The organism is Edaphosphingomonas haloaromaticamans (assembly GCF_001853345.1).
Lineage (GTDB): Bacteria > Pseudomonadota > Alphaproteobacteria > Sphingomonadales > Sphingomonadaceae > Sphingomonas_E > Sphingomonas_E fennica.
In genome coordinates, this window is sequence record NZ_MIPT01000001.1 from 1,833,534 (window position 1) to 1,852,759 (window position 19,226).

Here is a 19,226-nt window from a genome sequence, read left to right on the forward strand (position 1 = left end):
ACCCGAAAACCGGTTCGTCCGATTATTCGGCGGCCTGCGCCACCGCGTCCACGCTTACGTATTTCCGGCCAAGCTTGCCTTCGTGGAAGGCCACGCGGCCGTCGACGAGCGCGAAAAGGGTGTGATCCTTGCCCATGCCGACATTGCGGCCGGGATAGACCTTCGTCCCGCGCTGGCGGATGATAATGTTGCCGCCGACCACTTCCTGGCCGCCGAACTTCTTCACGCCGAGACGACGGCCAGCCGAATCGCGACCGTTGCGCGAGGAGCCGCCTGCTTTCTTATGTGCCATTTTCTCTTACTCCTTCCGCTGGGGCTCAGGCTTCGGCAGCCGCGGGCGCTTCGGCCTCGGCCTTCTTCGACGCCTTCTTGGCCTTGGGCTGCTCGCCACCGATCGACAGGATCTTCAGGATCGTGTGCTGCTGGCGGTGGCCGTTGCGGCGGCGATAATTGTGGCGGCGGCGCTTCTTGAACACGATCACCTTTTCGCCCTTAGCCTGGGCGATGATCTCGGCCGCGACGGTCAGGCCGTTCACGTCCTTCAGTTCCGAACCTTCGCCGGCGAGCAGCACGTCGCTGAGCTGCACGGTCGAGCCCGCGTCACCCGCGATCTTCTCGACGACGATCTTGTCTCCTGCGGCAACGCGATACTGCTTGCCGCCCGTGCGCACGATAGCGAACATGGCCCTCATCACTTTTCAAAAGCTGGACCCGCGCATAGATAAAGGCTGCGGCCTAAACCCCCGCACGGGAAGGCCGCGCTGCTACTTGAACCCCGGCGCGCTGTCAACTTCCTAGCGTCGCGAATGCAGCGCCGGATCGAGCAAAATGTGCGCCGATCGGTGTTTGACTGCCGGAATCCCGTCGTTAAGGGAAGGGTTCATGAGCCTGAATCCATTCGAACGCGGCGGGAATCCGCTCCGGAACCCCCATCGTGGCTGATGCCGATCCCAAGCGGGATATCCTCCACGATACCAGGCCCGGTCCGGCCGATTCGGGCGTATCGCGGGCGCGGCGCTCCTGGAAGCGGGCGGCGCTGATCGGCACCGGCCTGTTCGCGGTCGCCGTCGGCTATGGCTATGCCACCTTCGATGCCGACAAGTGGGTTCCCGAACGCGCCGTGCGCCCGGTCTCCCCGGGGCGGATCGCGATCAAGCCGGGCGTGCCCACCGCCGGCCCGCACCTCGTGGATTATAAGCGCCTGGATGAGCGGCTGACCCGGCTGGTGGGCGAGGACGATATGGTCGGCCTCGCCATCGCCGTGGTCGAGAAGGGCCAGATCAGCTTCGTGAAGGGCTATGGCGTCACCCAGGCGGGCGGGGACGACAGGGTGACGACCGGCACCGTCTTCCGCTGGGCCTCGCTCTCCAAGGGCGTCGCCGCCACCCTCGTCGCCAAGCTGGCGGAGGAGGGCAGGCTTTCGCTGGCCGATCCGATCTCGCGCTGGGCACCCTCGCTGAAGCTGCCGGGCAACGGGCAGGATGTGGTGGCGGTCGCCGATCTGCTCGCCCACCGCACCGGCATCGTCCACAATGCCTATGACGACAAGCTGGAGGCGGGCGAGGACCCGCATCAGATCCGCACCGAGCTTGGCGCGCTGCAGGCCTATTGCAAGCCGGGCACCTGCCATACCTATCAGAATGTCGCCTATGACGCGGCGAGCGAGGCGGTCGTCAACGCGACCAAGCGGCCTTATGCCGAAATGGTGGCGCGCAAGCTGTTCGTGCCGCTGGGCATGACCAGCGCGACGGTGACGCGCGCCGGCCTGGAAGCCTCGCCAAGCTGGGCGCGGCCGCATGTCGGCCACCGCACGCTCAAGGTGTCGGACGCTTATTATCATGTGCCGGCGGCCGGCGGGGTCAACTCCTCCATCTTCGATCTGGGCTTGTGGCTGCGCGCGCAGATGGGCGGCGAGCCGCAGGTGCTCGATCCCGCGCTGATCCAGGTGATCCACGAGCCGCGCGTGGATGTGGAGCGCCGCCACGCCCGCTCGCGCTACGATCGCGACGTGACCGACCAGCGCTACGCCATGGGCTGGCGCGACATGAAATATGCCGGCCACCATATCGTCGGCCATCGCGGCGCGGTGGCGGGCTATCGCTCGCTCGTCTTCTTCGATCCCGAAACGAAGAACGGCGTGGCGATGCTCTGGAACTCGCAGAGCGGCAAGCCGCTGGGCGTCCAGAACGAGGTGTTCGACGCCTTTTACGGCCGCCCCTTCGAGGACTGGCTGGAACTGGACAAGAAGCGCAAGCAGGGACGCTGATATAAAGTCTGCGCGGCCGGCCGCTTGAAAATGGCGGGGGAGGGCATAAAGCGGGGGCATTATGAACGCACCTCGCACCCTCTATGAGAAGATCTGGGACGCGCACGTTGTGGAACGCCGCGACGATGGCACCTGCCTGATCTTCATCGACCGCCATCTGGTTCACGAAGTCACCAGCCCGCAGGCTTTCGAAGGCCTTCGCGTGGCGGGGCGCAGGGTGCGGCGGCCGGATCTTACGCTTGCGGTGCCGGATCATAACCTGCCGACCACGCCGCGCGTGGATGCGGCGGGCCACCGCCTGCCCATCGCGGATGCGGAATCGGCGCAGCAGCTTGCCGCGCTGGAACGCAACGCGCCGGAATTCGGCATCCGCTATATCGATGCCACCGCGCCGGAACAGGGCATCGTCCATGTCGTCGGGCCGGAACAGGGCTTCTCGCTGCCCGGCGCCACCATCGTCTGCGGCGACAGCCATACCTCCTGCCATGGCGGGCTGGGGGCGCTGGCCTTCGGCATCGGCACGTCGGAGGTGGAGCATGTGCTCGCCACCCAGACGCTGCTGCTGTCGCCGTCGAAGACGATGGAGGTCCGCGTCGATGGCGCGCTGGGCTTCGGCGTCAGCCCCAAGGATGTGGTGCTGGCGATCATCGGCCGCATCGGCGCTGCGGGCGGCACCGGCCATGTCATCGAATATACCGGCAGCGTGTTCCGCGACATGTCCGTGGAAGGGCGGCTCACCGTCTCCAACATGTCGATCGAAGGCGGCGCGCGCGCCGGTCTGGTCGCGCCGGACGAGACGACCTTCGCCTATCTGAAGGGCCGGCCGATGGCGCCCGCCGGGCAGGATTGGGATGCGGCCGTCGCCTGGTGGCGCACGCTCGCCACCGATCCCGGCGCGCGTTACGACAAGGTGGTGGTGCTGGATGCGGCGGATATCGCCCCCAGCCTCACCTGGGGCACCAGCCCCGAGGATGTCGTGCCGATCACCGGCGTCGTGCCCGATCCGGAAAGCTTCGCCGATCCGTCCAAGCAGGAAGCCGCGCGCAAGTCGCTCGCTTATATGGGCCTCACGCCCGGCACCCGCATGCAGGACGTGGCGGTGGAGAATATCTTCATCGGTTCCTGCACCAACAGCCGGATCGAGGATCTGCGCGCCGCCGCCGCCGTCGCCCGCGGGCGCCGCGTGGCATCCAATGTCCGCCAGGCGCTGATCGTGCCGGGATCGGGGCTGGTGAAGCGGCAGGCCGAGGCCGAGGGGCTCGACCGCATCTTCATCGAGGCCGGCTTCCAGTGGCGGGAACCGGGCTGCTCGATGTGCCTGGCGATGAACCCGGACAAGGTGCCGTCGGGCGAACGCTGCGCGTCCACCAGCAACCGCAACTTCGTCGGCCGGCAGGGGCCGGGCGCGCGCACCCATCTGCTTTCGCCCGCCATGGCGGCGGCGGCGGCGGTCACCGGCCGGCTCACCGACGTGCGCGATCTCGTCGGAGGATCGGCTTGAGGCTGCGGGCGGCCTTGGCGGCGGGCCTCGCGCTCGTCGCGGCCGCTCCCGCCCCGTCCGCGCCGCCCGCCCCCGCAGCCGGCGTCAAGCTCTGGCGGCTCGATTGCGGGCGGGTGAAGAACGCGGATCTGGACATGTTCGCGGACAGCTATGCCCTCGCCGGCAAGCGCAAGGACATGGTGATAAGCTGCTACCTGATCCGTCACGGCCAGGATTATATGCTGTGGGATGCCGGCTTCGGCGCGGAGCTGGCGGGGCGGGAGGAGGAACCCGTGCCCGGCGTCCGCGTCAGCCTGGCCCGCACCCTGGTCGATCAGCTCCGCGATATCGGCGTCCGGCCGCAGGACGTGTCGATCCTCGGCATCAGCCACATGCATTATGATCACGCCAGCCAGGCGGCCAGCTTCCCGAAGGCGAAGCTGCTGATCGGCGCGGCGGACCTGGCCGAACTCCAGTCCGGCACCCGCAATCCGCTGGTCGATGCCGCCCGGCTCGATCCGTGGCTCAAGGGCGGCGCCCCCAGCGAGGGCGTGGTGGGCGACAAGGACGTGTTCGGCGACGGCAGCGTCGTCATGCTCGCCTTGCCCGGCCACACCAACGGCCATCACGGCCTCCTGGTCCGGCTTTCCAACAAGGGGCCAGTGCTGATCACCGGCGATCTCTACCATGTCTCTGACCAGATACCCGTCCACGGCGTCGCGCGCTTCAACATGGATCGGGTGGCCACGCTTTCCAGCCAGCAGCGCTTCGACGCGATCGTCGCGGCGTTGAAGCCCACCGTCATCATCGAACATGAGCCGGCCGACGTCGCCCGGCTCCCCGCATTTCCGGAGGCCGCAGACTGATGGACCCCATCACCACCGTCGAGGGCCGGGCCTATCCGCTCGGCCGCAAGAACGTCGATACCGACGTCATCATCCCGGCGCATTATCTGAAGACGATCACGCGCGCGGGCCTGGGCCGGGGCGCGTTCGAGACGATCCGTGCCGAACCGGGCAACGTCTTCGACGATCCGGCCTATGCCGGCGCGCCGATCCTGATCGCCGGCGACAATTTCGGCTGCGGCTCCAGCCGCGAGCATGCCGCCTGGGCGCTCGGCGACATGGGCGTGAAGGCGGTGATCGCGCCCAGCTTCTCGGATATCTTCTCCGGCAACGCCTTCAAGAACGGCATCGTCACCGTCGTCCTGCCGCAGGAAGCGGTGGACCGGCTGCTGGAGGTGGCAAAGGATCACCCCATCACGGTCGACCTCGAAAGCCGCACCGTGACGACACCGTTCCAGGACCGCTTCGTCTTCGAGATCGATCCCTTCCGCCGCGACTGCCTGATGCAGGGGCTGGACGAAATCGGCCTTACGCTGGCGCGGGACGGAGCGATTTCCGCCTATGAGGCGAGGATCGCGGGCGAGCGGCCCTGGCTGGCCGCCAAGGCCGGCTGATCGCCGGAACAGGCGAAAAACAGAATTGATATGAGGAGACGCGCATGAAGGCCCTGCTGTCCACCACTCCCGGCGGCCCCGAAACGCTCGAGCTGCTCGACCTTGCCGATCCGGTTGCCGGCCCCGGACAACTGCTGATCGCGGTAAAGGCCTGCGCGATCAACTATCCCGATGTGCTGATCATCGAGGACAAATATCAGTTCAAGCCGCAGCGCCCCTTCGCGCCGGGCGCCGAGGTGTCCGGCACCGTCGCGGCGGTGGGCGAAGGCGTGGAAGGCTGGGCCATCGGCGATCGCGTGGTCGCGACCACCGGCCATGGCGGGATGGTGGAGAAGGTCGCCGTCGATGCGGTCAAATGCTACCGTCTGCCCGAAGGCCGCGATTTCGTCGAAGCATCGGCGCTGCTCCTCACTTATGCCACCACCATCCACGCCCTGCTCGATCGCGGGCATCTGAAGGCGGGTGAAACCCTGCTGGTGCTGGGCGCGGCCGGCGGTGTCGGCCTGGCGGCCGTGGAACTGGGCAAGGCGTTCGGCGCGCGCGTGGTCGCCGCCGTCTCCAGCGAGGAAAAGGCCGAGGCCGTGCGCAAGGCCGGCGCGGACGAGGTGGTGATCTATGGTCGCGCGCCGTTCGACAAGGATCAGTCGAAGGCGCTGGCCGAACAGTTCAAGGCGGCGGTCGGCCCGGACGGCGCCAATGTGATCTACGATCCGGTCGGCGGCGATTATGCCGAGCCGGCGCTGCGTTCGATCGCCTGGGAAGGGCGTTATCTGGTGGTCGGCTTCCCGGCCGGCATCCCCAAGCTCGCGCTCAACCTCACTTTGCTCAAGAGCTGCGACGTCTGCGGCGTGTTCTGGGGTGCCTGGGCGGCGCGTGACCCCAAGGCGAACCGGGCGCGGATCGCCCAGCTTTTCGACCTGTGGGAACAGGGGCGCATCGCGCCGGTGGTGTCGGAGGTGTTCCCCTTCGCCCGAGGGGGGGATGCCATTGCGAAAATGGGCTCGCGCGGCGCGATCGGCAAACTGGTCGTGAAGATTTCGGAGTGACCGCGGGCACTTGCATCAGGCGCGCTCGGCTCTAGTCTCCACCGTCATGGACGGGGCAGAGCAGGGGCGGCCGATCGCGGTCGAGGCGGGGGCGCTGGGCGCGCGTCCGCTGCGCTATTTCGATTTCGTGATGGCGGCCTTCGTCGCGATCATGCTGCTGTCGAACGTGCTGGGCGCAGGCAAGGTGGCAGTGATCGACCTGCCGGGCATCGGCCTCTGGCCGTTCGGTGCAGGCATCCTCTTCTTCCCGCTGGGCTATGTGATCGGCGATGTCCTGACCGAGGTCTATGGCTATGCCCGCGCCCGGCGCTGCATCTGGGTGGGCACCGTCGCCCTCCTGTTCATGGCGCTGATGTCGTGGGTGGTGGTGGCGCTGCCGCCGGCCGAAAGCTGGGGCGGGCAGGCCGCCTATGAGCAGGTGTTCGGCCAGGTGCCGCGCATCGTCTTCGCGTCCATCACCGCCTTCTGGGCTGGCGAGTTCGCCAATTCCTACGTTCTGGCCCGGATGAAGGTGTGGACGCAGGGCCGGCATCTCTGGACCCGCACGATCGGTTCCACGGTCGTCGGGCAGGGCGTGGATAGCCTGATCTTCTATCCGCTGGCCTTCTGGGGCGCCGCGGAATGGACCCATGCCCTCGTTTTCAAGGTGCTGATAACGCAGTGGATATTGAAGGTGAGCTGGGAGGCGCTGTTGACGCCCGTCACCTATGTCGTCGTCGGCTTCCTCAAGCGCCGCGAAGGTGTCGACATCTTCGATGAGGACACCAATTTCACGCCCTTCCGAACACGTTTGTAACCGCCGGGCTGCGGCGGCCGGTTATTCCGCCGCCTGGGCTGCCGGCGCGCTTTCCACTCGCACGCGGTGGCCGGTCGGGAAATCGCGGGCCAGCAGCTCCACGATCGCGTTACCCACCACGGATGCGGGTTTGAGGGTGGCTGCGTCCTCGCCGGGAAAGGCGCGCGCGCGCATCTTCGTCGCGGTGGCACCCGGATCCACGATCGCCACGCGGACGTCGCCCAGATTGGCCACTTCGTCCGCATAGGCCAGCAGCAGCGTTTCCAGCGCCGCCTTGGAGGCGCCATAGGCCCCCCAATAGGCCCTGGGAGACCCGCCGACGCTGGAGGTGATGCCGATGACGCGCGCGGCATCCGCCGCCTTCAGCAGCGGATCGAACGCCGCGATCAGCGCCTGCTGCGCTACCACGTTCAGCGCCAGCACCTTGGCGAATTCCTTGCCGTCGATCGCAGGCACGGGCGCCAGCGTGCCGAGGGTGGCGGCGTTGAGCACGAGGATGTCGAGCTTCGGCCAGCGGCCGGCGATGGCTGTGGCGAGGCGGGAGATGCTCTCCCCATCGGTCAGGTCCAGAGGGGCGATGGTGGCGGTGCCGCCGGCCGCGTGGATGCGGCCTTCCACTTCCTCGAGCCCGCCGGCGGTGCGCGCCGTCAGGATCACATGGGCGCCGGCCGCGGCCAGCGCCTCGGCCGTGGCCGCGCCGATCCCGCGCGAGGCGCCGGTGACGAGTGCGGTGCGGCCTTCCAGCGGCCTCGCCGTCATGCGACCACCCGTTCGGCGAGCAGCGAAAGCTGATCGGCGGGGGCCACTTCGTCCTGATCGGTCAGGTGGGTCGGATAATCTCCGGTGAAGCAGGCGTCGCAATATTGCGGGGTGCCTTCCTCGCGCATGTCCTCGCCCAGTGCGCGGTAGAGGCCGTCGACCGAGACGAAGGCAAGGCTGTCGGCGCCGATATAGGTCGCCATTTCCGCCACCGTCATCTGCGCGGCGAGCAGCTTGGCGCGTTCCGGCGTGTCGACGCCGTAGAAGCAGCTATGCCGCGTCGGCGGGCTGGCGATGCGCAGGTGCACCTCGGCCGCGCCCGCATCGCGCAGCATCTGCAGGATCTTCACGCTGGTGGTGCCGCGCACGATCGAATCGTCGATCAGCACGATGCGCTTGCCGTCCAGCAATTCCTTGTTGGCGTTATGCTTCAGCTTCACGCCGAGGTGGCGGACCTGATCGCCGGGCTGGATGAAGGTGCGGCCCACATAATGCGACCGGATGATGCCGAGCTCGAACGGGATGCCCGATTGCTGGGCATAGCCGATCGCCGCCGGCACGCCCGAATCCGGCACGGGGACGACCAGATCGGCCTCGACCGGATTTTCCATGGCGAGCTGCGCGCCGATCCGCTTGCGCACGCCGTAGACGGAGGAACCGTCCACGATCGAATCGGGGCGCGAGAAATAGACATGCTCGAAGATGCAGGGGCGCGGGCTGACCGGCGCGAACGGCCGGTGCGACTTGATCCCCTGTTCGGAGACGATCACGATCTCGCCCGGCTCCACCTGGCGCAGGAAGGTGGCGCCAACCACGTCCAGCGCCACGGTTTCGGACGCGAAGATATAGGCATCGCCGATACGGCCCATCACCAGCGGGCGGATGCCCAGCGGATCGCGGCAGGCGATCATGCCCTCGGGCGTCATGCAGATCAGCGAATAAGCGCCTTCCACCCGCTTCAGCGCATCGATGAAACGATCGAGCAGCGTGCGATAGGTGGAGGTGGCGACCAGATGGATGATCGTTTCTGTGTCGCTGGTCGACTGGAAGATCGCGCCGCGGCGCACCAGTTCGCGACGCAGCTTCATCGCGTTGGAGAGGTTGCCGTTATGCGCGACCGCGAAACCACCGGACGAAAGCTCGGCGAACAGAGGCTGCACGTTGCGCAGCGCCGTCTCGCCGGTCGTCGAATAGCGGACGTGGCCGCAGGCGACATTGCCCGGCAGGCCGCGAATCACGTCGTCGCGGTCGAAATTGCCGGCGACGTGGCCCATCGCGCGGTGCGCGTGGAAGGCGCGGCCGTCCCAGCTTACGATGCCCGCGGCTTCCTGGCCGCGATGCTGGAGGGCATGGAGGCCCAAGGCCACCATGGCGGACGCGGTCTCCGCGCCCCAGATGCCGAAAATGCCGCACTCCTCGCGGAGCTTGTCGTCGTCGAAAGGATTAGTCGTGATCATCGCGTGCGCCCGTCGGGTGATCCTGTTGGCGCGGCATATAGGGATGCCTTTCCCATTTGTCGCCCCTTTGTAACCGTGTCGTTGCAGCTTGTAGGATTCCATCCGCCGCGATAGGCCCCGATCCATGGATCAGGATCGCGAAACCGGCACGGAATTCCAACCGAAATTCGATGCGGCGGGGCTTGTTACCGCCGTCGTCACCGATGTCCGTAATGGGGACGTCCTGATGGTGGCGCATATGAACGCAGAAGCGATCGAGCGGACGATCGCAACCGGTGAGGCGCATTTCTGGTCGCGTTCGCGCGGCAGCCTGTGGCGCAAGGGGGAAACCAGCGGCCATGTGCTGCGGGTCGCGGAGATGCGCGTCGATTGCGATCAGGACGCGATCTGGATCAAGGCCGAGCCGGCCGGCCCCGCCTGCCATACGGGGGCGCCGAACTGCTTCTATCGCCGGATCGAAGGCGGGGTGCTGGTGCGGGCGTGATCCACCCCGCCCTCACACGTCCGGCAGCGCCCAGTCGATCGGTTCTCGCCCCTTGGCGGTGAGGAAGGCGTTGGCCTTCGAGAAATGGCGGCAGCCGAAGAAGCCGTTATGCGCCGATAGCGGGGAGGGGTGGGGCGCCTTCAGCACCAGATGGCGGCTGTCGTCCACGAAGGCCGCCTTGCGCTGCGCATAGGCGCCCCAGAGCATGAACACCGTGGGCTCGGCCCGTTCGTTGACGAGGCGGATCACCGCGTCCGTGAAGCGTTCCCAGCCCTTGCCCTGATGGGATGCGGCGCGGCCCATCTCCACGGTCAGCACGCTGTTGAGTAGCAGCACGCCCTGCTTCGCCCAATGTTCCAGGAAGCCGTGGCGGGCGGGGGTGATGCCGAGATCGGCCTGCATTTCCTTGTAGATGTTCACCAGCGACGGCGGCGTCCGCACGCCCGGCTGCACGCTGAAGCAGAGGCCATGCGCCTGCCCTTCGCCATGATAGGGGTCCTGGCCGAGGATGACGACGCGCACATCCTCCAGCGGCGTCAGGTCCAGCGCGCGGAAATATTCGCTGCCCTTGGGGAAGATGCGCCGCCCGCGCGCCTTCTCGTCGAGCAGGAACTGCTTGAGCGCGGCCATGTGGGGAGCCTGGAATTCGGGCGCCAGCGGGCCTTTCCAGCTTTGGTGCAGCTTGATCGTATCGGACATCGCGGTGGCGTTCATTCCTCGGGCGGTTGCTGATCGCGGGGGAGCCGGCGGAAGGCGCGGATGCCCGCGAGCATCGGCAGCAGCAACAGCGCCAGAAGCGCGATTATGATGACTTTGGCGATCATGGCGGGAGGATAAAGCGGGGCGGTGGCGGATGCCAGCCCCTTCGGGCGGCGGCCCCTGCCGGCCATGAAAAACCCCGCCGGATCGCTCCGGCGGGGTCGTTCATTCCTGCCCGGACGGGCTGGTCCTATTCGAGGTCTTCGGTGGTGAAGTCCTCGCCGACCACCGCGCCCAGGGGATCGTCACCCGTGTCGTCCTCCACCGGGCGGCGGAGTTCCGCGGCGTGCTCCTCGGCGGCCGTTTCCGGCGCGACGAGAGAGGCCTGCCACGCCTTCTGGGAGGCGCGGAGCGCCGCGTCGCGGCTGGAGGCGGTGACGCGCAGGCGGTTCATGCCCGCGCCGGTGCCGGCCGGGATCAGGCGGCCAACGATCACATTCTCCTTCAGGCCATCGAGTGTGTCGATCTTGCCCTGCACCGAAGCCTCGGTCAGCACGCGGGTCGTTTCCTGGAACGACGCGGCCGAGATGAAGCTGCGGGTCTGGAGCGAGGCCTTGGTGATGCCCAGCAGCACCGGCTTGCCTTCCGCGGGCAGCTTGCCCTCGGCGACCAGCTTCTCGTTCACCTCGTCCATCTCGATCCGGTCGAGCTGTTCGCCCGGAAGCAGCGTCGAATCGCCGGCCGCCGTGATCTCAACCTTCTGCAGCATCTGACGGACGATCGTCTCGATGTGCTTGTCGTTGATCTTCACGCCCTGCAGTCGATAGACTTCCTGGATTTCCGACACGAGATATTCGGCAAGCGGCTCGATGCCGAGCACTTCCAGAATATCGTGCGGATCCGGGCTGCCGCCGATCAGGTTGTCGCCACGCTTCACGTAGTCGCCTTCCTGAACGTCGATCACCTTCGACTTCGGGATCAGATATTCGATCGCTTCCGAGCCATCTTCCGGACGGATCAGGATCTTGCGCTTCGCCTTATAGTCCTTGCCGAATTCGACACGGCCGGAGACCTTGGCGATGATCGCATTTTCCTTCGGCTTGCGCGCTTCGAACAGCTCCGCCACGCGCGGCAGACCGCCCGTGATGTCGCGGGTCTTGGCGGCTTCACGCGGCACGCGGGCAAGCACGTCGCCGGCCTGCACGGTCTGGCCGTCCTCGACCGCGACGATCGATCCCGGGATCAGGCGCGACACGCCGGTCTCGCCGCTGCTCTCGTCGAGCAGGGTGATACGCGGACGGAAGTCGTCCTTCTTCGACTTGAGGTGATCTTCCACGATCACCCGCTGCGAAATGCCGGTCGCTTCGTCGGTTTCCTCGCGAACCGTGCGGTTCTCGATCATGTCCTGGAAGCGGACGATACCGCCCTTTTCGGTGATGACCGGGCTGAACGAGGGGTCCCATTCCGCGATGCGATCGCCCTTGGAGACGATCGCCCCGTCTTCCACCAGCAGGGTGGCGCCGTAGGGCAGGCGATGGGTGGCGCGTTCGCGGCCATCCATGTCGAGGATCGCGATCTCGCCGTTGCGGGCCAGCGTCAGGCGGCGGCCGCGCGGGTCGATGATCGTCGGCACGTCGCGATAGACGAGCGTGCCGTCCGCCACGGCTTCCAGGTTCGATTCCTGGTTGAGCTGGGCGGCGCCGCCGATGTGGAAGGTCCGCATCGTCAGCTGCGTGCCCGGCTCGCCGATCGACTGCGCCGCGATGACGCCGACGGCCTCGCCGATGTTCACCGGCGTGCCGCGGGCGAGATCGCGCCCGTAGCAGGCCGCGCAGACGCCGTTCTTCGATTCGCAGACCAGCGGGCTGCGGATCTTGACCGACTGGAGGCTGATCGCCTCGATCTGCACGATGTGCGCCTCGTCGAGCAGCGTGCCCTCGGGGATCACCACCTCGTTCGTCTTGCTGTCGACGATGTCCTCGGCCGTGGTGCGGCCCAGGATACGCTCGCCCAGCGAGGCGATGGTGGCGCCGCCCTGCACGATCGCCTTCATCTCCAGCGCGCGCTCGGTGCCGCAATCCAGCTCGACGACGACGCAATCCTGCGACACGTCGACCAGACGACGGGTGAGATAACCCGAGTTCGCGGTCTTCAACGCCGTATCCGCGAGGCCCTTGCGGGCGCCGTGGGTGGAGTTGAAGTACTCAAGGACGGTCAGGCCTTCCTTGAAGTTGGAGATGATCGGCGTCTCGATGATCTCGCCCGAAGGCTTGGCCATCAGGCCGCGCATGCCGGCAAGCTGCTTGATCTGGGCGGCCGAGCCACGGGCACCGGAATGCGCCATCATGTAGATGGCGTTGATCGGCTTCTCGCGGCCGGTCTCCGGGTCCGTCTTGACCGCCTGGATCTCCTTCATCATCTCGGCCGCCACGCGGTCGCCGCAGCGCGACCAGGCGTCGATCACCTTGTTATACTTTTCCTGCTGGGTGATCAGGCCGTCCTGATACTGCTGCTCGTAATCCTTCACGAGCGTGCGCGTCTCCTCGACCAGCGGGTCCTTCGCCGCCGGGATCACCATGTCGTCCTTGCCGAACGAGATGCCGGCCTTGAAGGCGTGACGGAAGCCCAGCGCCATGATCGCGTCGGCGAACAGCACCGTTTCCTTCTGGCCGGTGTGGCGATAGACCTCGTCGATCACGTCGCCGATGTCCTTCTTGGTGAGCAGGCGGTTGACCGTCTCGAAGGGCACCTTGTGGCTCTTGGGGAGGCATTCGCCCAGCAGCATGCGGCCCGGCGTGGTCTCGTAGCGCTTCATATACTGGTTGCCGGCCTCGTCCGTCTGCGGGACGCGGCTGACGATCTTGGTATGGAGCGTCACGGCACCGGTGTTGAGCGCCTGGTGGACCTCGATCATGTCCGCCAGCAGCATGCCTTCGCCCGGCTCGCCCTGCTTCTCCATCGAGAGATAGTAGAGACCGAGCACCATGTCCTGCGACGGCACGATGATCGGCTTGCCGTTGGCGGGCGACAGGATGTTGTTGGTCGACATCATGAGGACGCGCGCTTCCAGCTGCGCCTCAAGCGAGAGCGGGACGTGCACGGCCATCTGGTCGCCGTCGAAGTCGGCGTTGAAGGCCGAGCAGACCAGCGGGTGAAGCTGGATCGCCTTGCCTTCGATCAGCACTGGCTCGAACGCCTGGATGCCGAGGCGGTGGAGCGTCGGCGCGCGGTTCAGCAGCACCGGATGCTCGCGGATCACCTCGTCCAGGATGTCCCAGACTTCCTTGCGTTCCTTCTCGACCCACTTCTTGGCCTGCTTCAGGGTCATGGAGAGACCCTTGGCGTCCAGGCGGGCGTAGATGAACGGCTTGAATAGCTCGAGCGCCATCTTCTTCGGCAGGCCGCACTGGTGGAGCTTCAGCTCCGGACCGGTCACGATCACCGAACGGCCGGAATAGTCGACGCGCTTGCCGAGCAGGTTCTGGCGGAAGCGGCCCTGCTTGCCCTTGAGCATGTCGGACAGCGACTTCAGCGGACGCTTGTTGGCGCCCGTGATGGTGCGGCCGCGACGGCCATTGTCGAACAGCGCGTCGACGGCTTCCTGCAGCATGCGCTTTTCGTTGCGGACGATGATGTCCGGCGCGCGCAGCTCCATAAGCCGCTTCAGGCGGTTGTTGCGGTTGATGACGCGGCGATAGAGGTCGTTCAGGTCCGACGTCGCGAAGCGGCCGCCATCCAGCGGCACCAGCGGGCGCAGTTCCGGCGGAATGACCGGGATCACTTCCAGGATCATCCATTCCGGGCGGTTGCCGGATTCGATGAAGCTTTCGACGACCTTCAGGCGCTTGATGATCTTCTTGGGCTTCAGCTCCGACTTGGTCTCGGCCAGTTCCTTGAGAAGATCGACGCGCTCGCCCTCGAGATCGAGGCTTTCGAGCATCTTGCGCACGGCTTCGGCGCCGATGCCGGCGGTGAAGGCGTCCTCGCCATATTCGTCCTGCGCCTCGAGAAGCTCGTCCTCGGTGAGGAGCTGATACTTCTCAAGCGGGGTCAGGCCCGGCTCGATGACGATATAGGCTTCGAAGTAGAGCACGCGCTCGAGCTGCTTGAGCTGCATGTCGAGCAGCAGGCCGATGCGCGACGGCAGCGACTTCAGGAACCAGATGTGCGCGACGGGCGCCGCCAGCTCGATATGGCCCATGCGTTCGCGGCGGACCTTCGAGACGGTGACTTCGACACCGCACTTTTCGCAGACGATGCCCTTGTATTTCATGCGCTTGTACTTGCCGCACAAGCATTCGTAATCCTTGATCGGACCGAAGATGCGCGCGCAGAACAGGCCGTCACGCTCGGGCTTGAACGTGCGGTAGTTGATCGTCTCGGGCTTCTTGATCTCGCCGAACGACCAGGAACGGATGCGTTCCGGCGAGGCGATGCCGATGCGGATCTGGTCGAAGGTCTCGGGCTTCGCGATCGGATTGGCGAAATTGGTGAGTTCGTTCATTTTCTCTTCCCTCTAGAGGGCAAATCTACGGACGGCTGGGGGGAGGATGCGGGCGCGGCCTTCGAAAAGGCAGCGCCCGGAACCCCTTATTCCGCCGCCTCGGCCAGGCCGTCGTCCTCGATGCTCTTGAGTTCGACGTTGAGGCCCAGCGACCGCATTTCCTTGACGAGCACGTTGAAGCTCTCCGGGATGCCGGCCTCGAAGGTATCGTCGCCCTTGACGATCGCTTCATAGACCTTGGTGCGGCCGACCACGTCGTCGGACTTCACCGTCAGCATTTCCTGGAGCGTGTAGGCGGCGCCATAGGCCTGGAGCGCCCACACTTCCATTTCACCGAAGCGCTGGCCGCCGAACTGGGCCTTGCCGCCCAGCGGCTGCTGGGTGACGAGGCTGTACGGCCCGATCGAACGCGCGTGGATCTTGTCGTCGACCAGGTGGTGGAGCTTCAGCATGTAGATGTAGCCCACGGTGACGCGGCGATCGAACGCCTCGCCGGTGCGGCCGTCATACAGCTCCACCTGACCCGACGTGTCGTAACCCGCCATGGTCAGCATCGCCGACACGTCCGCCTCGCGGGCGCCGTCGAACACCGGCGTCGCCATCGGCACGCCATTCTTCAGCACCTTCGCCATCTCGACGATCTGGTCGGGGCTGCGGGCGTCGATCTCGGCATGATATTGATTGCCGTAGATCGTCTTCAGCCGTTCCACCACCGCGGCCGGCGGGGCCGCCGCCTCCGGGTTGGGATTGGCTTCGCGCCACGCTTCCAGCGCCTCGGTCACCTGCTTGCCCAGGCCGCGCGCGGCCCAGCCGAGATGGGTCTCGAAGATCTGGCCGACGTTCATGCGCGAAGGCACGCCCAGCGGGTTGAGCACGAGATCGACCGGGGTGCCGTCCTCCAGGAACGGCATGTCCTCGACCGGCAGGATGCGGCTGATGACGCCCTTGTTGCCGTGACGGCCGGCCATCTTGTCGCCCGGCTGCAGCTTGCGCTTCACCGCGACGAACACCTTGACCATCTTCAGCACGCCCGGCGGCAGCTCGTCGCCGCGCTGCAGCTTCTCGACCCGGTCCTCGAAGCGCGCCTTGATGACGCCGGCGGCGTCGTCATACTGCGCCTTCACGGCTTCCAGATCGGCCTGGCGGGCGTCGTCCTGCACGGCGAACTTCCACCATTCGTGGCGCTCGACCGAATCCAGCACCTCGGCGTCGATTTCCACGCCCTTCTTCACGCCCTTGGGCGCCGCCGTGGCCACCTGGCCCAGCAGCATTTCGCGAAGCCGCGCGAAGGTCGCGCGGTTCAGGATGCCGCGTTCGTCCTCGGCGTCCTTGCGCAGGCGATCGATCTCCTCGCGCTCGATCGCCATCGCGCGCTCGTCCTTGTCGATGCCGTGGCGGTTGAACACGCGGACGTCGACGATCGTGCCGGCCACGCCCGGCGGCAGGCGGAGCGAGGTGTCGCGCACGTCGCTGGCCTTTTCGCCGAAGATGGCGCGCAGCAGCTTTTCTTCCGGCGTCATCGGGCTTTCGCCCTTCGGCGTGATCTTGCCGACCAGGATGTCGCCCGGCTCCACCTCGGCGCCGATGTAGACGATGCCGGCCTCGTCGAGGTTGCGCAGCGCTTCTTCACCGACGTTCGGGATGTCGCGGGTGATGTCCTCCGGCCCCAGCTTGGTGTCGCGGGCCATCACCTCGAACTCGTCGATGTGGATCGACGTGAACACGTCGTCCTTCACGATCCGTTCGCTGATGAGGATCGAGTCCTCGTAGTTGTAGCCGTTCCAGGGCATGAACGCGACGAGCGCGTTGCGGCCCAGCGCCAGCTCGCCGAACTCGGTCGACGGGCCGTCGGCGATCACGTCGCCCTTGCGGACGACATCGCCCACCTTCACCAGCGGACGCTGGTTGATGCAGGTCGACTGGTTGGAGCGCTGGAACTTCATCAGCGTGTAGATGTCGACGCCCGACTTGCCGGCCTCGACCTCCTCGGTCGCGCGGATGACGATGCGGGTCGCGTCCACCTGGTCGACGATGCCGGAGCGGCGGGCGCCGATGGCGGCACCCGAATCCCGCGCCACCGTCTCTTCCATGCCGGTGCCGACGAACGGCGCCTCGGCGCGGACGAGCGGCACGGCCTGGCGCTGCATGTTCGATCCCATGAGCGCGCGGTTGGCGTCGTCATTTTCCAGGAACGGAATCAGCGAGGCGGCGACCGACACGAGCTGCTTCGGGCTCACGTCCATCAGCGTGATCTGGTCGCGCGGGGCGATCAGGAACTCGCCGGCCTGGCGGGAGGAGACGAGTTCCTCGACGAAGCGGCCCTCGGCATCCAGCTCCGCGTTCGCCTGGGCGATCGTGTGCTTGGCCTCTTCCATGGCGGAGAGGTAGACCACCTCGTTGGTGACCTTGTTGTCCACGACCTTGCGATACGGCGTCTCGATGAAGCCGTACTTGTTGACGCGGCTGAACGAGGCCAGCGAGTTGATCAGGCCGATGTTCGGGCCTTCCGGCGTTTCGATCGGGCAGATGCGGCCATAGTGCGTCGGGTGCACGTCGCGCACCTCGAAGCCCGCGCGCTCGCGGGTGAGACCGCCCGGCCCGAGGGCGGAGACGCGGCGCTTGTGCGTCACTTCCGACAGCGGGTTGGTCTGGTCCATGAACTGCGAGAGCTGCGAGGAGCCGAAGAACTCGCGCACGGCGGCGACCGCCGGCTTCGCGTTGATCAGGTCGTTCGGCATGACGGTCGACACGTCGACCGAGGACATGCGCTCCTTCACGGCGCGCTCCATGCGGAGCAGGCCGACGCGATACTGGTTCTCCAGCAGCTCGCCCACCGAACGCACGCGGCGGTTGCCGAGATTGTCGATGTCGTCGATCTCGCCCTTGCCGTCCTTCAGGTCGACAAGCGTCTTCACCACGGCGAGGATGTCCTCGCTGCGCAGCGTCGTCACCGTATCCTCGGCGTCGAGGTCGAGGCGCATGTTGAGCTTCACGCGGCCCACGGCCGAGAGATCATAGCGCTCGGGATCGAAGAACAGGCCGGCGAACAGCGCTTCGGCGGTTTCCTTCGTCGGCGGTTCGCCGGGGCGCATGACGCGGTAGATTTCGGACAGCGCGTGATCGCGGTCCTCGACCTTGTCGGCCTTCAGCGTGTTGCGGATCCACGGACCGGTCGAGACATGGTCGATGTCGAGAAGCTCGAGCTTCTCGAGCCCGGCCTGGTCGAGCAGCTCGAGATTTTCCGGCGTCACTTCGTCGCCGGCCTCGATCCAGATGCGGCCGGTCTGCTCGTCGATCAGGTCATAGGCCGAATATTTGCCGTAGATCTCGTCGGTCGGGATCAGCAGCATGGTCAGGCCGTCCTTGCCGGCCTTGTTGGCGGCGCGGGGGCTGATCTTGGTGCCGGCCGTGAACACGACCTCGCCGGTATCGGCGTTCACCACGTCGAAATTCGGCTTCTGGCCGCGCCAGTTCTCCGGGGTGTAGGGCACCTTCCAGCCGCCCTCGCCACGGACCCAGGTGAGGCGGCCGTAGAAATGGTTGAGGATTTCCTCGCCGTTCAGGCCCAGCGCATAGAGCAGGGTCGTGACCGGCAGCTTGCGCTTGCGGTCGATGCGGACGTTGACGATGTCCTTGGCATCGAACTCGAAATCGAGCCACGAGCCGCGATAGGGGATGACGCGGGCGGCGAAGAGATACTTGCCCGAAGCGTGCGTCTTGCCGCGATCATGATCGAACAGCACGCCCGGCGAACGGTGCATCTGCGAAACGATCACGCGCTCGGTGCCGTTGACGAAGAAGGTGCCGTTCTCCGTCATCAGCGGCATGTCGCCCATGTAGACGTCCTGCTCCTTGATATCGAGCACGGAGCGGGTTTCCGTATCGGGGTCCACCTCGAACACGATCAGGCGCAGCGTGACGCGCATCGGCGCCGCATAGGTGATGCCGCGCTGGCGGCACTCGTCCACGTCATATTTCGGCGGCTCGAGTTCGTAGTTCACGAAGTCGAGTTCGGCGGTGCCGGCGAAATCGCGGATCGGGAAGACGGAGCGCAGCGTCTTTTCCAGGCCGGAGACATAAGCGTCCTCGGGGCGGGAGCGCAGGAACTGTTCGTAGCTTTCGCGCTGCACCTCGATCAGGTTCGGCATCTGCACCACTTCGTGGATGTTGCCGAAAACCTTGCGGATGCGCTTCTTCGCTGTGTTGATGAGGGCCTGGCCGGATGCCGCCTGGGTCGCCATATTTTGTCCTCGCGTCCGATCAAAAATTCACCCGC

The 19,226-nt window shown here is 66.3% G+C and carries 15 protein-coding genes; 7 read left to right on the forward strand and 8 right to left on the reverse strand.

Going from position 1 to position 19,226, the window contains the following annotated elements; genetic code table 11:
- Nucleotides 1–22: 22 nt before the first annotated feature.
- The gene (rpmA, locus tag BHE75_RS08365; protein ID WP_015460147.1) at nucleotides 23–292 is read right to left on the reverse strand and encodes a 50S ribosomal protein L27; all 270 of its coding nucleotides are present in this window, start codon (nucleotides 290–292) and stop codon (nucleotides 23–25) included.
- Nucleotides 293–317: 25 nt separating this feature from the next.
- On the reverse strand, nucleotides 318–683 hold the full coding sequence (gene rplU, locus BHE75_RS08370; protein WP_015460148.1) for a 50S ribosomal protein L21: 366 nt from the start codon (nucleotides 681–683) through the stop codon (nucleotides 318–320).
- 251 nt (nucleotides 684–934) lie between these two features.
- Between rplU and BHE75_RS08375 the strand changes: the two genes are divergently transcribed.
- The 6 genes from BHE75_RS08375 to BHE75_RS08400 all read left to right on the forward strand — a co-directional run bounded on the left by BHE75_RS08375 (nucleotide 935) and on the right by BHE75_RS08400 (nucleotide 7,047).
- Nucleotides 935–2,266, forward strand: coding sequence for a serine hydrolase domain-containing protein (locus BHE75_RS08375; protein WP_015460149.1), 1,332 nt, complete (start codon nucleotides 935–937; stop codon nucleotides 2,264–2,266).
- Between the two features lie 61 nt (nucleotides 2,267–2,327).
- Nucleotides 2,328–3,767, forward strand: a complete 1,440-nt coding sequence (gene leuC, locus BHE75_RS08380; protein ID WP_070933599.1) for a 3-isopropylmalate dehydratase large subunit — start codon at nucleotides 2,328–2,330, stop codon at nucleotides 3,765–3,767.
- Nucleotides 3,764–4,612: an N-acyl homoserine lactonase family protein gene (locus tag BHE75_RS08385; RefSeq protein WP_084653026.1), complete on the forward strand. Its 849-nt coding sequence runs from the start codon at nucleotides 3,764–3,766 to the stop codon at nucleotides 4,610–4,612. The genes leuC and BHE75_RS08385 overlap by 4 nt, the downstream gene beginning before the upstream one ends.
- The gene (gene leuD, locus BHE75_RS08390) at nucleotides 4,612–5,205 is read left to right on the forward strand and encodes a 3-isopropylmalate dehydratase small subunit (protein WP_070933600.1); all 594 of its coding nucleotides are present in this window, start codon (nucleotides 4,612–4,614) and stop codon (nucleotides 5,203–5,205) included. Before BHE75_RS08385 ends, leuD begins: the two co-directional genes overlap by 1 nt.
- Before the next feature lie 44 nt (nucleotides 5,206–5,249).
- Complete coding sequence (locus BHE75_RS08395; RefSeq protein ID WP_191225165.1) at nucleotides 5,250–6,251, forward strand: NADPH:quinone oxidoreductase family protein; 1,002 nt, start codon at nucleotides 5,250–5,252, stop codon at nucleotides 6,249–6,251.
- Between the two features lie 46 nt (nucleotides 6,252–6,297).
- Nucleotides 6,298–7,047, forward strand: coding sequence for a queuosine precursor transporter (locus tag BHE75_RS08400; protein ID WP_070933601.1), 750 nt, complete (start codon nucleotides 6,298–6,300; stop codon nucleotides 7,045–7,047).
- A gap of 21 nt (nucleotides 7,048–7,068) precedes the next feature.
- On the opposite strand, the gene BHE75_RS08405 is transcribed toward BHE75_RS08400, so the two are convergent.
- Both BHE75_RS08405 and purF read right to left on the reverse strand, forming a co-directional pair.
- Nucleotides 7,069–7,806 carry an SDR family NAD(P)-dependent oxidoreductase gene (locus BHE75_RS08405; protein WP_070933602.1) on the reverse strand — a complete coding sequence of 246 codons (738 nt, stop codon included), beginning with the start codon at nucleotides 7,804–7,806 and terminating at the stop codon, nucleotides 7,069–7,071.
- Nucleotides 7,803–9,263 (reverse strand): amidophosphoribosyltransferase, encoded by a 1,461-nt coding sequence (purF, locus tag BHE75_RS08410; protein WP_015460156.1) that lies wholly within the window; start codon nucleotides 9,261–9,263, stop codon nucleotides 7,803–7,805. Before purF ends, BHE75_RS08405 begins: the two co-directional genes overlap by 4 nt.
- Nucleotides 9,264–9,387: 124 nt before the next feature.
- On the opposite strand from purF, the gene hisI reads away from it, so the two are divergent.
- Nucleotides 9,388–9,747 carry a phosphoribosyl-AMP cyclohydrolase gene (gene hisI, locus BHE75_RS08415; protein ID WP_070933603.1) on the forward strand — a complete coding sequence of 120 codons (360 nt, stop codon included), beginning with the start codon at nucleotides 9,388–9,390 and terminating at the stop codon, nucleotides 9,745–9,747.
- Between the two features lie 12 nt (nucleotides 9,748–9,759).
- On the opposite strand, the gene ung is transcribed toward hisI, so the two are convergent.
- From ung to rpoB, 4 genes are all read right to left on the reverse strand, one after another.
- Nucleotides 9,760–10,446, reverse strand: a complete 687-nt coding sequence (gene ung / locus BHE75_RS08420) for a uracil-DNA glycosylase (RefSeq protein WP_070935643.1) — start codon at nucleotides 10,444–10,446, stop codon at nucleotides 9,760–9,762.
- Nucleotides 10,447–10,457: 11 nt separating this feature from the next.
- Complete coding sequence (locus BHE75_RS08425; protein WP_070933604.1) at nucleotides 10,458–10,637, reverse strand: hypothetical protein; 180 nt, start codon at nucleotides 10,635–10,637, stop codon at nucleotides 10,458–10,460.
- Nucleotides 10,638–10,696: 59 nt separating this feature from the next.
- Nucleotides 10,697–14,950 carry a DNA-directed RNA polymerase subunit beta' gene (gene rpoC, locus BHE75_RS08430; RefSeq protein WP_015460159.1) on the reverse strand — a complete coding sequence of 1,418 codons (4,254 nt, stop codon included), beginning with the start codon at nucleotides 14,948–14,950 and terminating at the stop codon, nucleotides 10,697–10,699.
- Nucleotides 14,951–15,036: 86 nt separating this feature from the next.
- Nucleotides 15,037–19,191 carry a DNA-directed RNA polymerase subunit beta gene (gene rpoB, locus BHE75_RS08435; protein WP_070933605.1) on the reverse strand — a complete coding sequence of 1,385 codons (4,155 nt, stop codon included), beginning with the start codon at nucleotides 19,189–19,191 and terminating at the stop codon, nucleotides 15,037–15,039.
- Between the last annotated feature and the right edge of the window lie 35 nt (nucleotides 19,192–19,226).

Coding starts and splice junctions, on each gene's coding strand:
- rpmA (WP_015460147.1), bottom strand. CDS start 292: ATGGCACATAAGAAAGCAGGCGGCTCCTCGCGCAACGGTCGCGATTCG.
- rplU (WP_015460148.1), bottom strand. CDS start 683: ATGTTCGCTATCGTGCGCACGGGCGGCAAGCAGTATCGCGTTGCCGCA.
- leuC (WP_070933599.1), top strand. CDS start 2,328: ATGAACGCACCTCGCACCCTCTATGAGAAGATCTGGGACGCGCACGTT.
- leuD (WP_070933600.1), top strand. CDS start 4,612: ATGGACCCCATCACCACCGTCGAGGGCCGGGCCTATCCGCTCGGCCGC.
- BHE75_RS08395 (WP_191225165.1), top strand. CDS start 5,250: ATGAAGGCCCTGCTGTCCACCACTCCCGGCGGCCCCGAAACGCTCGAG.
- BHE75_RS08400 (WP_070933601.1), top strand. CDS start 6,298: ATGGACGGGGCAGAGCAGGGGCGGCCGATCGCGGTCGAGGCGGGGGCG.
- BHE75_RS08405 (WP_070933602.1), bottom strand. CDS start 7,806: ATGACGGCGAGGCCGCTGGAAGGCCGCACCGCACTCGTCACCGGCGCC.
- purF (WP_015460156.1), bottom strand. CDS start 9,263: ATGATCACGACTAATCCTTTCGACGACGACAAGCTCCGCGAGGAGTGC.
- hisI (WP_070933603.1), top strand. CDS start 9,388: ATGGATCAGGATCGCGAAACCGGCACGGAATTCCAACCGAAATTCGAT.
- ung (WP_070935643.1), bottom strand. CDS start 10,446: ATGTCCGATACGATCAAGCTGCACCAAAGCTGGAAAGGCCCGCTGGCG.
- BHE75_RS08425 (WP_070933604.1), bottom strand. CDS start 10,637: ATGGCCGGCAGGGGCCGCCGCCCGAAGGGGCTGGCATCCGCCACCGCC.
- rpoC (WP_015460159.1), bottom strand. CDS start 14,950: ATGAACGAACTCACCAATTTCGCCAATCCGATCGCGAAGCCCGAGACC.
- rpoB (WP_070933605.1), bottom strand. CDS start 19,191: ATGGCGACCCAGGCGGCATCCGGCCAGGCCCTCATCAACACAGCGAAG.